General features: G+C 43.7%; 11 protein-coding genes. 4 read left to right on the top strand and 7 right to left on the bottom strand.

Going from position 1 to position 15,106, the window contains the following annotated elements; all coding sequences use genetic code 11:
- Positions 1-61: 61 nt before the first annotated feature.
- Positions 62-1,264: a Na+/H+ antiporter NhaA gene (gene nhaA, locus ABYU67_RS02840; RefSeq protein ID WP_372843503.1), complete on the bottom strand. Its 1,203-nt coding sequence runs from the start codon at positions 1,262-1,264 to the stop codon at positions 62-64.
- Between the two features lie 552 nt (positions 1,265-1,816).
- Between nhaA and ABYU67_RS02835 the strand changes: the two genes are divergently transcribed.
- The gene (locus tag ABYU67_RS02835; RefSeq protein ID WP_372843502.1) at positions 1,817-2,572 is read left to right on the top strand and encodes a TSUP family transporter; all 756 of its coding nucleotides are present in this window, start codon (positions 1,817-1,819) and stop codon (positions 2,570-2,572) included.
- A 245-nt stretch (positions 2,573-2,817) separates the two neighbouring features.
- Here ABYU67_RS02835 and ABYU67_RS02830 read toward each other — a convergent pair whose 3' ends face one another.
- From ABYU67_RS02830 to radC, 3 genes are all read right to left on the bottom strand, one after another.
- A complete protein-coding gene (locus ABYU67_RS02830) occupies positions 2,818-4,191 on the bottom strand; it encodes a dicarboxylate/amino acid:cation symporter (RefSeq protein WP_372843501.1) in 1,374 nt (457 codons plus the stop codon).
- Positions 4,192-4,578: 387 nt separating this feature from the next.
- Positions 4,579-7,536, bottom strand: coding sequence for an acyl-CoA dehydrogenase (locus ABYU67_RS02825; protein ID WP_372843500.1), 2,958 nt, complete (start codon positions 7,534-7,536; stop codon positions 4,579-4,581).
- Positions 7,537-7,853: 317 nt separating this feature from the next.
- Positions 7,854-8,537, bottom strand: a complete 684-nt coding sequence (gene radC, locus ABYU67_RS02820; RefSeq protein ID WP_372843499.1) for a DNA repair protein RadC — start codon at positions 8,535-8,537, stop codon at positions 7,854-7,856.
- A 118-nt stretch (positions 8,538-8,655) separates the two neighbouring features.
- Between radC and coaBC the strand changes: the two genes are divergently transcribed.
- Positions 8,656-10,083: a bifunctional phosphopantothenoylcysteine decarboxylase/phosphopantothenate--cysteine ligase CoaBC gene (coaBC, locus tag ABYU67_RS02815; RefSeq protein ID WP_372843498.1), complete on the top strand. Its 1,428-nt coding sequence runs from the start codon at positions 8,656-8,658 to the stop codon at positions 10,081-10,083.
- 160 nt (positions 10,084-10,243) lie between these two features.
- Positions 10,244-11,020, top strand: a complete 777-nt coding sequence (locus ABYU67_RS02810) for a sulfite exporter TauE/SafE family protein (protein WP_372843497.1) — start codon at positions 10,244-10,246, stop codon at positions 11,018-11,020.
- 27 nt (positions 11,021-11,047) lie between these two features.
- Here ABYU67_RS02810 and ABYU67_RS02805 read toward each other — a convergent pair whose 3' ends face one another.
- The 3 genes from ABYU67_RS02805 to ABYU67_RS02795 form a co-directional block, all read right to left on the bottom strand.
- A complete protein-coding gene (locus ABYU67_RS02805) occupies positions 11,048-11,965 on the bottom strand; it encodes a histone deacetylase (RefSeq protein WP_372843553.1) in 918 nt (305 codons plus the stop codon).
- 273 nt (positions 11,966-12,238) lie between these two features.
- Positions 12,239-13,141 carry a hypothetical protein gene (locus tag ABYU67_RS02800; protein ID WP_372843496.1) on the bottom strand — a complete coding sequence of 301 codons (903 nt, stop codon included), beginning with the start codon at positions 13,139-13,141 and terminating at the stop codon, positions 12,239-12,241.
- A 70-nt stretch (positions 13,142-13,211) separates the two neighbouring features.
- Positions 13,212-14,261 carry a hypothetical protein gene (locus ABYU67_RS02795; RefSeq protein ID WP_372843495.1) on the bottom strand — a complete coding sequence of 350 codons (1,050 nt, stop codon included), beginning with the start codon at positions 14,259-14,261 and terminating at the stop codon, positions 13,212-13,214.
- Between the two features lie 131 nt (positions 14,262-14,392).
- On the opposite strand from ABYU67_RS02795, the gene ccmA reads away from it, so the two are divergent.
- A complete protein-coding gene (gene ccmA / locus ABYU67_RS02790; protein WP_372843494.1) occupies positions 14,393-15,022 on the top strand; it encodes a heme ABC exporter ATP-binding protein CcmA in 630 nt (209 codons plus the stop codon).
- Positions 15,023-15,106: the final 84 nt, after the last annotated feature.

Genomic DNA, 15,106 nt, shown 5'->3' with positions numbered 1-15,106 from the left:
TAGCAACTGCTTTTTATTAAGTTGATTAAGCTACTTTGGCAGAAAGTCGCTTAATCGTTATTTAAGAGTGACGCGTTAAATCTACAGAGGTCACATTAACCTCATCTTTTAAAGTAGCTTTGAGCATCATGTAACCTGCGATACCAGAGACGATCGAACCCATAATGATACCCAAGCGCTCATCAAATAATGGCGTCTCACCGGCAAATGCAAGACCACCGATGAATAAACTCATGGTGAAGCCCACACCGCATAACAATGCAGCGCCATAGATTTGTTTATAATTCATGCCTTTTGGCATGGTAGAAATGCCCAGCTTAAAGATCAACCAGCACATCACCATGACGCCTATTTGCTTACCGATGAACAATCCGGCAGCGATACCAAGCGGTACAGAATGGAACAGCTCACCAATCCCTGCGCCCTTGAGTGAGATGCCCGCATTGGCAAAAGCAAATAGGGGTAAAATACCATAAGAGACGGTGTTTTGTAGATCGTGCTCAAGCTCTTCAAGTGGCGAGTGCTCAGGGTCAGTGCGATCAAATAAAGGAATGAATAGCGCCAATACAACCCCAGCTAATGTGGCATGGATTCCGGATTTGAGTACAGCGACCCACATGATAACGCCGATCAATAAGTAGGGAGTGATGCTAGTAACATTACGGCGATTAAGCAAGTATAAGAATGGCAAACATAACCCTGCGATGGCCAGTGAACCAAGCGATAAATCATTGGTATAAAATAAAGCGATGATAATAATCGCGCCGATATCATCAAAAATGGCAATCGAGACTAAGAATACCTTTAGTGAATTGGGTACGCGATTACCAAGTAAGCTCAAAATACCAAGAGCAAAGGCGATATCGGTTGCAGCAGGAATCGCCCAGCCTCGCCAAAATTCAGGTTCATTGTAGTTAAAAAACAGATAGACGATGGCTGGCATGATCATACCGCCAAGAGCCGCCCCTGCTGGCAAGATAATTTGCTTTACATTGGACAGCTCGCCGATTAACACTTCACGCTTAAGCTCAAGCCCCACTAAAAAGAAGAACACGGCCATCAAGCCATCATTGATCCAATGATGAGCATCTTTAGCGATTGAAAAGCTGCCAATTTGAATAGCAACCGGTGCGTGAATAAAGGATTCGTACCACGTATTTAAAGAGGTATTAGCAATAATCATTGCTGCGATAGCTGCCAGCGCTAGGACAATGCCGCCTGACGCCTCGAGATTAAAAAACGCTCTGATTTTATGTATTGCCATATTGTCCTCATTAACGAAATAAAACGTGCGAAAGTATGCAAAAGCTCAAGTATTTTTATATATCTGTAATGGCTCGGCCTTAAGTACGCGACCACATATGGGGACGAGTCTTTATTCGCACTGATGTTTATCATACCAGTGTCATAGATGGGTAGCCCTAGTTTCTCATATTCTTATTCATATAAACAAATGAAATAGGTTACCGTTTTTACCTTAGAAGGTAAAAACGTGCTGAAGTAAAAAGCTGTTTTAGGCAATAAATTTAACAAACTTTGTTGGGCTTATGGTTTTTTTTGCGGTTTTGTCTTTATAATAAGCCGCTTTCGGTCATGGCTAGCACCAAAACGGGCTTTTATAGCATCAACCGTTAGCAAAATAATATGCACATTGTCTCTTTATCTTCTTTGCCTGATATTCATTTAGCTACTTTACATGAGCGTTTTTAAACAAAAAATATCAAAGGTTTTTGTTAAAAAAATGCTACCAAAAGTCAGATTGCTTGGATTTTTAAGGCTTGTATCTCTTATATCATAAATTTTGCAGGTCAGTATCATGGATATATCCCTCTCTATCGAAGTTATTTTAATGTTGGCCGCTGTAGCTGCATTGGCAGGTTTTATCGATGCTATTGCTGGTGGCGGTGGTTTGCTGACCATTCCTGCTATGCTACTTGCCAATATTCCGCCTGTATTGACATTAGGGACCAATAAGCTACAAGCGGCATCTGGGGCGCTAGCGGCGTCTATTACTATGATTAAAAAGGGTGTGGTCAAACCTAAGAATATCAAAACGGCGATTATAGCTGCTTTTATAGGTTCTGTTTTTGGAACCATTGCCGTGCAATTGTCGCCGCCAGATTTGCTTGAAACCCTAATTCCATTTTTGATCGCAGCTATTGGGATTTATACTTTGTTTGCACCTCGACTTGGCGAAGTAGAAGCCGCGCCGCGTATCTCAGAAGGCAAGTGGCAAAAAGTGATTGCACCCTTAATTGGTTTTTATGATGGCTATATTGGACCTGGGACGGGTATGTTCTTTGCCTTAGGAAATGTGGCATTACGGGGTCGAAAAATCATTGAAGCAACCGGTACGGCAAAGGTGCTGAATTTATCTACCAATATTGGCTCATTGATATTTTTTATCTTGGGCGGTAATGTCTTATGGAAAGTGGGGCTTGCTATGATGGTGGGACAAACGATCGGGGCGTATTTTGGCTCACATATGGTGGTAAAAGGCGGTAGCAAACTTATTCGTCCGGTGATTGTCTTGGTTTGCATGGCAATGCTTACCAAATATGTGCTTGGTTAATATAATCTATTCCAAATAAAGCAGATAGGTTATATGGCAGCGCGGCACTGGGATAAATGTTTCTGGCATGCTGCGTCTACGCCGACAGAGGCTGCGTAATATTTATCCCAGTCCGGCTGTATCGATTTTAAAGCAGCTCTACTGAACGCATTGCTATTGATTCTTACGCCCATGGGACAATAAAAAACCTCAGACCCATTGGCTGAGGTTTTTTAACATCGCATGTAAGCTGTTTTTATTAAAAACTAGCCACGTTTGATATCGTCATACTCACTACCCATCACGCCATCATGAAAGACGGCTGATAATTCGCGCTCGCTATCAGCATCGATATGACCATCAAACATCTCTTTTGTACCTGCATCCGGATCATTATAAATAGCCAAATCCATCTCGCCTTCTGACTTTGCAACAATGGCGGTCACTGCCACATCGCCGCTGACGTTCACCGCGGTACGTAACATATCAAGAATACGGTCAACACCTAAAATCAAACCAATACCTTCAATAGGTAGACCGACTTGGGCAAATACCATAGATAGCATAATCAGACCGACGCCCGGCACACCTGCCGTACCGATAGAGGCCAGTACTGACATTAAGATAACAGTCAGATAGCCGGTAATGCCTAATTGGACACCATACAGATTGGCGATAAAGATGGTCGCGGTACCTTGCATGATCGCCGTACCATCCATATTGATCGTTGCGCCAAATGGAATGGTAAAAGAAGCCACAGAGTTATTAACACCCATACGCTTGGTGACCGTGCGTAAGGTAATAGGGATGGTTGCGTTCGAGCTTGACGTACTAAAAGCAAAGATTTGCACTTCGCGTATTTTTGCCAAAAAAGTTTTTACTGATAAGCCAGAAGTCAGCTTTAGTATCACCATCATCGTGACAAAAAAGTGGAAGACGAGCGCGCCGATCAATACCGCCACATAACCGAGCAGTGACCAGATAAGATCTAAGCCAAGCTCTGCCATTGCTTTGGTCAATAGGGCAAAGACACCATACGGTGCTAGATTCATAATAATAGTCACCATTTTCAAGATGACTTCATTAATCAGCTCTAAGCTTTGAACCAAACCTTTGGCAGGCTTACCCACCATTAAAATACTAATACCGATCAACATCGCAAAAAAGATGATCGATAGCATATCGCCATTTGCCATGGCGCTGATGGGGTTCGAGGGGATGATATTTGAGAAAACATCGATAAGGGGCGGCGCTGACTCGGCTGTAAATACCGCTTCGGTTTCGATCTCCATGCCTTTACCGATACCAAATAGCGAACCAAGCCCAATAGCAGTCGTAATGGCCAGTGCGGTGGTCACCATATAGATAAAGAAGGTTTTGCCACCAATACGTCCTAATAGACGAACATCTCCGATACCACAAACGCCACAAATCAGTGAAATCAAGACCAGTGGTACGACGAGCATTTTGAGCGAATTAACAAACAGCTTACCAACAATGGCAAGAAAACCATTGGTGATATAAGTATCAACGAAGCTGCCTTCCGTGCTCAAACCAGAATAGTTTAAAAATAGACCCAGTATAATACCAAGCCCCATGGCAACAATAATCTTGCCCGTTAAACCCATATTTTTCCACATAAACGCTATCCTTGGTGTCCGTTACGCACAACAACAGACACAATAGCGCGCTCAATACGAGTGCAATATTGCTGCTGTGACTGTTGCTGTGATGTCTATAAATATATGAACTGACAATCAAGTCAGATTTTGGGGGACAATATAAAAGAATAGTTAGGCAGACTGCAAGATTTTTTTATGACTTAAATGGCGTGACATTACAAGATTAGTATGTGTGAGATTTTTTTATTCATCAAAATTTATATAAATGTCAGTGAACGCTGTATTGTTGAAGCTATGTAGAGAAGCAACATGAGCGGCATACTAAAAAAGCGAGATGGCTCTGATAAGAGCATCTCGCTTACTTCAATCAATATAGATAAATGCCGATAGGTAGGGTGCTGCTAGTTAGACATTGTCGTTTTCATCACGGCGCAAACCGTCTTGCCATGTAGGGTCACTAGTGTCTGTTTGCGGCGCATGAGTGGCTTGTTCACTATCTGGGCTGGCAATACTATCTTTATCTAAGCGATGGTTATAGCTCATACGTTCATTTAGATGCGATGCTGCATCGCGGTGACGCGAGGCGAGGGCCTCTACTTCAGGATGTGAGTTCTGAAAGTCAGTTTGAGCCTTGATTTCCTTAGCAGTATCTTGTTCATCAACCATTTTTACATCGCCATCACTCTCATAGCCATGATCAGGGTTGGCATCGCCTGTTGGTTGGTCATGGTCTGGCGCCAAGTCAGTTGCTGCTACATGTTCAGAGGTTTGCTGCAAGTCGTCAGGGTTTAATGCTTGATTTAACTGAGCATCGTTCTTTAACTGAGCATCATTCTTTAACTGAGCATTGCTCTTTAGTTCAGCATAGTCAGTCAATCTATAGACAGCATTCTCTAGGCTGTGCGGATTCGCACGTTCTTGCACTTTTGCTAAATGCGCATCAAATGTATCGGTCAATAAGGAATCATAGCGTATTGAATTATAAGCTATTAGCTGCTCAGCTTCTTCTTCAGTAATGTCGCCATGTTGGCTGGCATAAACCACATGGTCTTCAAAGGTTAAACCTTCAAAGCTGTCTTTATGTTCTGCTTTTTTAAATCTTTGCCAGAGGGGTTCAACCTCTAGGAGTATTTGATAAGCATGCTCCATACGCCCTGTAACATCCTCGGGCTCAGTATTGTAATAAACCATGGTTTTAAGATAGTCGCGAAAAGGATTGGCTGCAAAGTCATCCATAAAGACATCACCCAATTGACGTTTGAGCTCATCGCTGACGGGGGCAAAAATACGACCACTTGGGAAAGTGACAAAGCGGACCAGTTTGGCAGCAAACTGATTTGGGAAGTTGGCAAATAAAGAGAGGAATGCTTCTTGAATCGTATAGAAGCTGTTTTTTAGCGCCACTTCAGCATGCAAGCGTTCAGCAACTGATTTGCTACCATATTCATAAAACTGCAAAATCGCCGTTGCGATAAACAGATGCGAATGGATGTCTGCTAAGCGCCCAGAAAGCATCTCTTTGCGTTTTAAGTCACCAGCGAGCAACCCTAATGAAATATCAGCGGTTAACGCAAAGCCTGCACTTAAACGGTTAATATCTTTATAGTAAGGGCGGGTAAAACTGTCTGCAAAGCTTGGCGCATCATTGCTGCCACCGACATAGCCTGCGACAAAGGCTTTAGCACCGCGATTAAAGGTATAGCCGAGATGTTTAAAGAATAGGTTATCAAACTCTTTTAACGCCGCTTCTTTATCTTCGCTTTGCAATAATTGCAGCTCATCGAAGAGGTAAGGGTGACAGCGCATCGCACCTTGACCAAAAATCATCAATGAGCGCGTCAATATATTGGCACCCTCGACGGTGATAGATACAGGAATGGCTTGATAAGGAATCGCTAAAAAGTTACGCGGTCCCATTTGTACTGCGCGACCACCAACCACATCCATACCATCATTGACCACTGAGCGCATGGTCTCGGTTGCATAGTATTTTGCCATTGCAGTCATCACAGAGGGCGTACCACCTTGATTTAGACCACAGGTGACCAGATGACGAAAGGCTTCTAGCATATAAGTATTACTGGCCATGCGGCTGGTAGCATCTTGCACGCCTTCAAATTTACCGACAGAGATTTTAAATTGTTCACGAACCTTTGCAAAGGCACCCACTGACAGATAGCTCATTTCACTGGCTGAGGTTGAAAGAGCAGGCAGGGAGATACCGCGCCCAACGCCCAAGCATTCCATCAGCATCCGCCAGCCACGTCCGGCGTTTTCTACCCCGCCGATGATATAGTCAAGCGGTATAAAGACATCTTGACCATCAACCGTCCCATTCATAAACGGCGAACCAATTGGATTATGGCGCGGACCGATGATGACCCCTTGATGGCTGGCTGGCACCAGCGCACAAGTAATACCGTAATCGGTTTTCTTAGGATCACCCAATAAACCTTCAGGGTCATGCATTTTAAATGCCAAACCAACCACCGTAGCAATAGGCGCTAAGGTAATCCAGCGCTTAGAAAAATTCATGCGCAGGCCTAGCACTTGCTCGCCTTCATGCATACCATAACAAACCACACCGGTATCAGGAATCGCACCAGCATCAGAGCCCGCTTCTGGACCTGTCAAACCAAAGCAGGGAACCTCATCACCTTTGGCAAGACCCGGTAACCAGCGCTGCTTTTGCTCATCAGTACCGTAATGCATCAGTAGCTCACCTGGACCGAGCGAGTTTGGTACCATACAGGTCACAGCAGCAGTCGGCGAACGCGATGCAATTTTGCTCATTACGCGACTTTGGGCATACGAGCTAAATTCTAATCCACCGTATTCTTTAGGGATGATTAAACCCAAAAAGCCATTGGCTTTGATAAATCGCCACGCCTCTGCTGACAGCTCTTTATCTTTATGCTGGATTTGCCATTCATTAAGCATGGCACACAGCACTTCGACTTCGTTATCTATAAAGCTCTGTTCTTCTTCTGACAATTCAGGATAAGGATATTTAGCAAAGGTATCCCAATCAGGCGCGCCCATAAATAGCTCTTTCTCCCACCAACTAGTACCTGCATCAAGCGCTTCACGTTCGGTGTCACTCATACTCGGCATAGCACCGCCCAAAGCCTTATAGACAGGCTTGGTTATCATGCTTTGACGCATAGGGGCGATCAGCAATATCAGACAAAGTAGCGCAATGGGTAACCCTAAGATAAGCGACCATGGGCTAATAAAAGCAGTAACGAGCACGGTAATTAAGGCAACGATGCTGCCCGTAACCCGCGATAACGACAACAAAAAGATGGCCAAGACCATGGCTAATTGAATGATAACTGCCAAAATAAATAAGCCAATGGCCATGACTGCCTCCTTTATAACACTTAATAAAAAGCGTTAAAATATAAGTAAATAAGAAAATTTTGAAATAACTATGATTGTTGTTTTATATTTCAGCCGTTCTTTTTTATAGTAAAAAATCGCTTTAATTCTTTGAAATAGATGATTTCAAATATAGCCAGTCTTAAGTAAAAAATTCGCGTTCAGAATAATGATATTGCCAAAAATGAAGTTAACTACCAATATGAAACAGTTGTTTATAACTATCAAGAGCGAAAACGCTACGCTGTGTCGATAATATGTATCAAGACTGGTATCTATGACCAAATAAGTTATTAACGTCAGCCAAAAGGTGCTAAAGCGTTTTCAGCATAAGATAAAGTTTCATTACGTCCAACGATGACATGATCGATTAAAGATAAATCTATCAACTCGCAAGCTTTTTTAAGCTCATAGGTCAATAGGTTATCCGCCGTTGATGGTTTGGCGTCGGTATGTGGATGATTGTGAGCAATAATCAGCTGGCTTGCGGCGTGACTTAGCGCATGGCGCAGCACATGCTTGATACAGACGGAGCAGGAAGAGATGCCGCCCGTGAACAATATCTCAAAATTGATTAGATTTAAGGCATTGTCCAAACATAGTACCGCAAATACTTCTCGTGGCTCACCGCGCAGCTGGGTGTTGATATAGTCTTTGACCATTTGCGAGCGCCCAAGCCCTTGCCCTGTTTTTAGCTGACTGTCCAAATAGCGTCTGCCCATCTCAAGTGAGGCGAGTATCTGCGCGTATTTTGCAGGACCGATACCATGGCATGCGAGAACAGTCGCTTGCGGGGCGGCTAACAACTCTGCTAGGCTACCAAATTGCTCAATCAGATGGCGTGCAAGCTCAATAGCTGACTGCGACTGCGTACCTGTGCGCAGAAATATTGCCAATATCTCAGCGTCAGATAAGCGCGCTGCGCCAAATTTTAATAGCTTCTCACGTGGTCTGTCATCTTCATGCCAATCTTTAATCGCCATTGCCACTCCTTGAGTTGTCACTGCCATGAGATAAATTCAGAAAACTTTCCCTAACTTATCGCATAATTGCTACTATAAGCGCAATTTTATCTTTCAATTTTTTGTTGATACTCTCCTTATGTCAAATATTCTGCTTGCTATCACCGGCGGTATCGCCGCTTATAAATCTGCTATGTTTGCTCGTCTATTAATCAAGGCAGGCTTTGAGGTTCGCGTTATTATGACCTCGGGTGCTCAAGCTTTTATCACGCCGCTGACCTTACAGGCTTTGACTGGTAATGAAGTGCATATCTCCTTGCTTGATGAAAAAGCAGAGGCAGGTATGGGTCATATCGAGCTTGCTAAGTGGGCGGATCTTGTGGTTATCGCACCGGCATCTGCCAATACATTGGCGCGCCTTGTCATGGGTATGGCTGATGATTTATTGACCACTGTATGCTTGGCAACGACGGCGCCCGTTATTCTTGCACCAGCCATGAATCAGCAAATGTGGGCACATCCAGCAGTAAATCTGAATGTGCAGACCCTGCGTGATATGAATTATCAAATCATCGCGCCTGCCAGCGGTGAGCAAGCCTGTGGTGATATAGGGGCAGGTCGATTACCTGAGCCTGAGCAGTTATTAGAAGAGATACTGCTGTTTCAAGCAATGCAGACGACCCCTCAGTTATTGGCAGGCAAAAGAGTGGTGATTACCGCAGGACCAACGGTTGAAGCCATAGATCCGGTACGTTACTTGTCCAATCATTCTACTGGCAAAATGGGTTTTGCATTAGCGCGTGCCTGTGTTGCTGCTGGTGCAGACGTTATTTTGATCGCTGGGGGCAAAATTGCTTTGCCAACACCGCTTAATGTCACGCGCATTGATGTCCTATCAGCTCAAGATATGCTGGTAGCAGCGCAGCAATGTGTGGCAGGTACGCATAGTGCGCTACAGTATCTGGTAGAAGATGAGCATGATCATTCTCACGACCACGACCATGACCATGACCATATGCACGAGCACAGTCATCATCATGACCATGCCCATCATCATGGCGATTGTGATTGCGATGAAGCACACGAACATGAAGCGCAAGAGCTAGAAACACACGAGAATAGCATCGATGCTGCTATAAAAGTCGCTGATATCTTTATCGCCACAGCAGCAGTAGCTGACTATCGAACAGCAGAGGCGGCACCGCAAAAAATAAAAAAAACTCAAGAGGCGATGACGCTAAGCTTGGTCAAAAATCCTGATATCTTAGCGACCATTTCACTTGCCAATCCTGAGTTATTTGTCGTTGGCTTTGCCGCAGAGACGCAAGATGTGGAGCGTTACGCTCGTGGTAAGCTGCTTTCTAAAGATTTGGATTTGATTGCTTGTAATGATGTCTCACGAGCCGATATTGGCTTTGCCAGTGATGATAATGCGATGGAAGTGTTTTTCTCAGCCCGTTATGAGCACGATAGCATCGTACTTGAAAAAGCGAGTAAGGATAAAATTGCTGCGCAGCTAACGACGATTATTGGCGAAGCAATTTGGCAACGTCACAAGGCTCAGTAAAAGGCTTAGTACAAGGATCAGTAGTATTCAGTTCAGTATCGCTGAGCATGCTTATTGTATTGATGATGACAGTGATTAATGCAGTGATCAACACAGTGACTTGTTACATAAGCATAATGGGTATCGAAAAAGATACTAAGTCCTGCTTGGTAGGGTTGATATGATAGAGAGCGATAGTACCCAGACGTTATTACTCATTGCGATTTTTGCGCTAGCCTCCTTACTACATGGCATTAGCGGCTTAGGTATCACTCTGGTGACGACGACGGCGCTTGCCAGTATCTATCCTTTACCTCATGCGATTGTGTTGGTGATATTTCCATCGTTATTACTGAATATGATGACTTGGCTGGCAGGTGGCGGTCGCACCATTTGGCAGAACTTTATTTACTATGGCAGACATTATTGGCTGCTGGCATTAACCAGTCTGCTTGGTAGTATTCTAGGCGCAAAGCTATTGTTATGGGTGGATAGCGCTTATATTTTATTGGTATTGGCAACTGTGATTGGATTTTATGTGATCAGCAGTTTGCTCGGTAAGCAAATTCGCCTACCGGCTACCAAGCCTGTATTGATTATCGTTGGGTTTAGTGCAGGCGTGATTGGCGGCGCGACCAATGCCATGTCGACCATATTGATGATGTATTTGTTGTCTGCGAGTAACGATAAGCATACCATCGCTAAAGTCGGCAATATGTGCTATTTCTTGGGTAAAATTGCTCAAATCATGGTATTACGCGAGCCTATTATGGCGCTTAGCAGGGGTGAATGGCAGCTGATTGCCTTACTTAGTGTCATGTCAATCACGGCGCTCTTAGTCGGTATCCGCTTACGACGTTATCTACCACAAGCCCGCTTTCGTCAGCTTATCTTAGTGATTCTCACCATACTTGGTATGCGTATCGGCTGGCAGGGTATTATGTCATTTATGGCTTAGCAGCAAGGTTGACATTGCCGCCAAATGTTAAGCAGTCGCCTTATTAAAAAATATTTGCTGCGCCAGTCGAAAGGTATTGCAGTGTGCTTCAACCACATCATTGATATCTTCTGAATAACCACCGCCCATAACGATAGCGATTGGAATATTGGCGGTTTTGGCTTGACGTAAAACATATTCGTCACGTGCCTTACAGCCCTCTATCGTGAGTCCAAGTTTGCCCAATTTATCCGTTGCCAATACATCGACAGCAGATTGGTAAAATATTATATCTGGCGCAAATTCGCTGATTAAACGCGGTAATGTATTTTCTAATATCTGTAAATATTGCCCATCATCGGTATCATTATCCAGCTCAATATCCAAATCTGATACTTGCTTGCGAAACGGATAGTTCTTTGCGCCATGCATACTAAAGACAAAAACGCGCGGCTCAGCTGCCATAATGCTGGCATTGCCATTGCCTTGATGGACATCCAAGTCAACGATCAAAATCTTTTTTGCTTGTCCGCGATTGAGTAATAAATTGCTCGCGACACAAACATCATTAAAGACACAAAATCCCTCACCATGATCAGCAAAGGCATGATGAGTACCGCCTGCGACATTCATCGCGACGCCATATTGCTGTGCAAAAAGTGCGCATTCATAAGTGGCGTGAGCAATATAGCGACCACGCTCTACCAACTCATGCGTCATCTCAAAACCGATGGCGCGCGCTTCTTTTCGGGGCAGGGTTTGGGTCTTAAGTTGATACCAATAGTCAGCAGTATGGGTCGTTAAAATCTCATCTTCACTTAAACGTTTTGGCGCAAAAAAATTCTCATTATGGATAGTTCCCTCTGCCAATAAACGCTCAGGAATTAGGGTATATTTTTGCATGGGAAAGCGGTGTTTTTCAGGCACTGAATAACGAAAAATATCAGAGTAGGCGATTTTTAGCATAGTGTTTTTAACATCGTATTGTTTTTCTAAAGAAGTCGTTGGCAAATGGGGTGTACTACAGCAGTTACCTTGGATGCTTGTTTTCGTAGGGGTAGGTTCGCTATAACCAATTTCAAATAAAACTGATAGCTTATATTGCAGCGCAGAACTGGGATAAATCTTTCTGGCTTGCTACTTCTGCCAAGCCGATAGAGGCGGCGTAACTTTCATCCTCTTCATCCCTTTCATCCTCGTCGCGCTGTATCGTCTGAATACTGAATTCAGTATATTAACTTACTGTACAAACTGAGTAGGCAAAAAGAAGGTTCTTGAATCGGATTGTTGGCGTAGCTGCAGCAGTAGATCTGCTAATTGTTCAGCGGGGTCTTGATTGTTAATCAAATCACTAAATATCTCATGAGCAACCGTGGTCATAGCCACAACGCTTTGTAATAAATACTCAAGGATATCGTCGTCAAGACCGACCGCTTCGACATCAGTGGCGTTTTTATAGCGTATCTCACCATCATTGACATCCATTTCTAAGTTACCAAGAATCATGTCGTAGTTAATTTGAGTAATCAATAATATAGCGGCATTTTGGTGACTCTCTGGTATCAAAAATGGCAAGATGCCGTAGACTGCCAGCAATTTATTATTTTCTTGTACCCGAAATAAATAGCCACAATCAAGCTGCTTATTGCGCATCCTTAGAGACAGGTAATGGGATTTTTGGCTGTTTCTTACTTTAGGCTGATAATAATTGTAAGGCCATTTTTTGTCATCGAAGTATTGTTTTAAATAATCGACAATGGGTATATCGCTTTCACTTTTCTGCGCTGCGGCATTTTCAAGATCTGAATCAGTACTGGTTTCAGCGGTCATAGGCTTATTTATGACAGCGCTGTTATTATTATCGGCAACATTGATGTCTTCGCTACTAGTTTTATGAAATGCATCGTTATTGCTGTCAGTGCTGATATTGCTGTCCATGTTGCTAGGGTCAGTTTCTTTATGATCCGTATTAATATCATCAGTCGCTGTTTGTGCAGCAGTCATCTGATTATCAACCTCATTCAAGTCAGAATTTGGCAAATCCTTGGAGGATTTAATATGATCAATAACAGAGCGCACAGTGGGTGTGGCTAGCAGCTGCTTTATTTTTTGCCATAAGCTGAGTTTGTGACGTTGACTCATAAATAGTGTGCTAACCAACAAATGAAATATAAAGATTAAGAAAATACCCAAACAAGCAGATAAAAATATATTACTGATGGTTCAAACCCAAACTGTCTTTGATATTGGGCTGACTATAAAAGGCTTTTAGCATCTCTCGCAGATGGTCGGTCAGCCATTCGCTATCAATAGCATCATAAATGACAGGCAGCAGGGTAGTAGACAGCTGCTCAATCGCTGCCTCATCGATATGTAAGCTTTTTGCCACCTGTGCGATGGTATCAGACTGATGATTGCGATACCAAGTATCGACGCTCGCTGCTACAAGACTGTGCAAATACGGTGACATGCGCAAGCGGTTATAACTCTGCTGAATACTGGCTTCAATATGATCGATGCTACTGTTATCAGGCTCATCACGCAGATAGGTTTGGATATGGCTAATCGGCTGCTCTTTAATCCGCGCCCAACCAGTGACCACTAATCGCGATACCTCTTCATTGGATAGATGCTCTTGGGCATTGGCTTCAGCGCGATGCGCCAAATCTTTGATATTGCGATGCAAGTAGGTCTGCAATTTTTCATCAAGGTTTCTGTTGGTTGCCTTTTCAAAGGAGCTGCGCCCAAGCTTCATCAGTTTACCAACACCGCCCGCTTTATCTAGCGTATTTTCCATAAAGTCGTTGATGGCGTGGTATAGCGTTTGGGTCAACAAATCGGCAAACGTATCATTGCCAACCAAGGTATGAATCAAGATATTGCGCTGCTGCTCATGGCTGCCGATATAGTCGGCCAGCGTTACAACCTGCGTATCGTCAATAAGCTCTGATAATGGCACATTGTCATTGGCTGGGTGATAGATAATGCTATGCAAGATATCGCGGATATCGCTGCGCACTACCTCGCTTAGAGGATGGTCTAGTAGCCAATCATTAAATAGGCGCTGTACATCATCGCTACTGATATATTTAGCCAGTGGCTGAGCACCAAGCCACTGCCACGCTTCCATGCTCAGCGGTTCAGCTTGCTTACGTAACCACTGCTGCATAAACGTGATTTGCGCATCGATTAAGCTGTTTGCTGTCAGCATGGGGGCGTCTGATTCTTGAGCTGGGTTTTGAGTATCTTTTGATGTCTGCATAGGTTTTGAGGTCATAGTAATCGACAATTTGTTATACTGTGTGGTTAATAGGCATAAAGTATTATGCCACGAACATCGTCTTTGTTTGTGATGAATATCGACTACAGCTCAATAAATAATAAGAGGTTGTAATGACGGCTTTAAATACTGCCTTACTTGCGCTTGATGAGCTGACCGTTCAGCGTGGTGAAATCCCTTTATGCGAAGGGGTTTCGCTCAATCTGGCTGCTGGCAGTATTTGTCATTTAATTGGTGCCAATGGTACTGGTAAGACGACATTACTTATGCAGCTGGCTGGATTATTGCCGGTACTAACCGGTGAGACTTATTATCAAGGGGCTGTTAGCTTACCGATTCAGCCTCTATATGTGTCGCATCAATTGGGTATTCATCCCAATCTCACCGTTGCTCAAAACCTGACCTTTTTGCTCAATTTATATGGTATTAGCCCAAGTACTGCTGATATTGACGATGCACTTACTTGGGTAGGGTTGCAGGGATTTGAGACCATAAGCTCAAGTCATTTATCCGCCGGTCAAACTCGGCGAATTACCCTAGCGCGCTTATATTTACTAACGCCTGACGTGACGCCATTATGGTTACTTGATGAGCCGTTTACCGCACTCGATGTCGATATGGTGGCGCGTATGGAAGACAGATTACGCGAGTTTGCTCATGAGGGCGGGGCGATATTAATGACCAGTCACCAAGCAGTCGGCGTTGCCAATCAAGTGCTCGATTTATCCGATTATATGGTATGAAAGCGATCAATATCATTGTCAGTATAAATGCGATACGCATCAGTAGAAGAGCAAATAAATGATAGAGTCAGATACTCGAAAACA

The sequence above is a fragment of the Psychrobacter sp. genome, assembly GCF_041554015.1.
GTDB lineage: Bacteria > Pseudomonadota > Gammaproteobacteria > Pseudomonadales > Moraxellaceae > Psychrobacter.
This window is presented reverse-complemented; position numbering and strand designations above follow the sequence as displayed.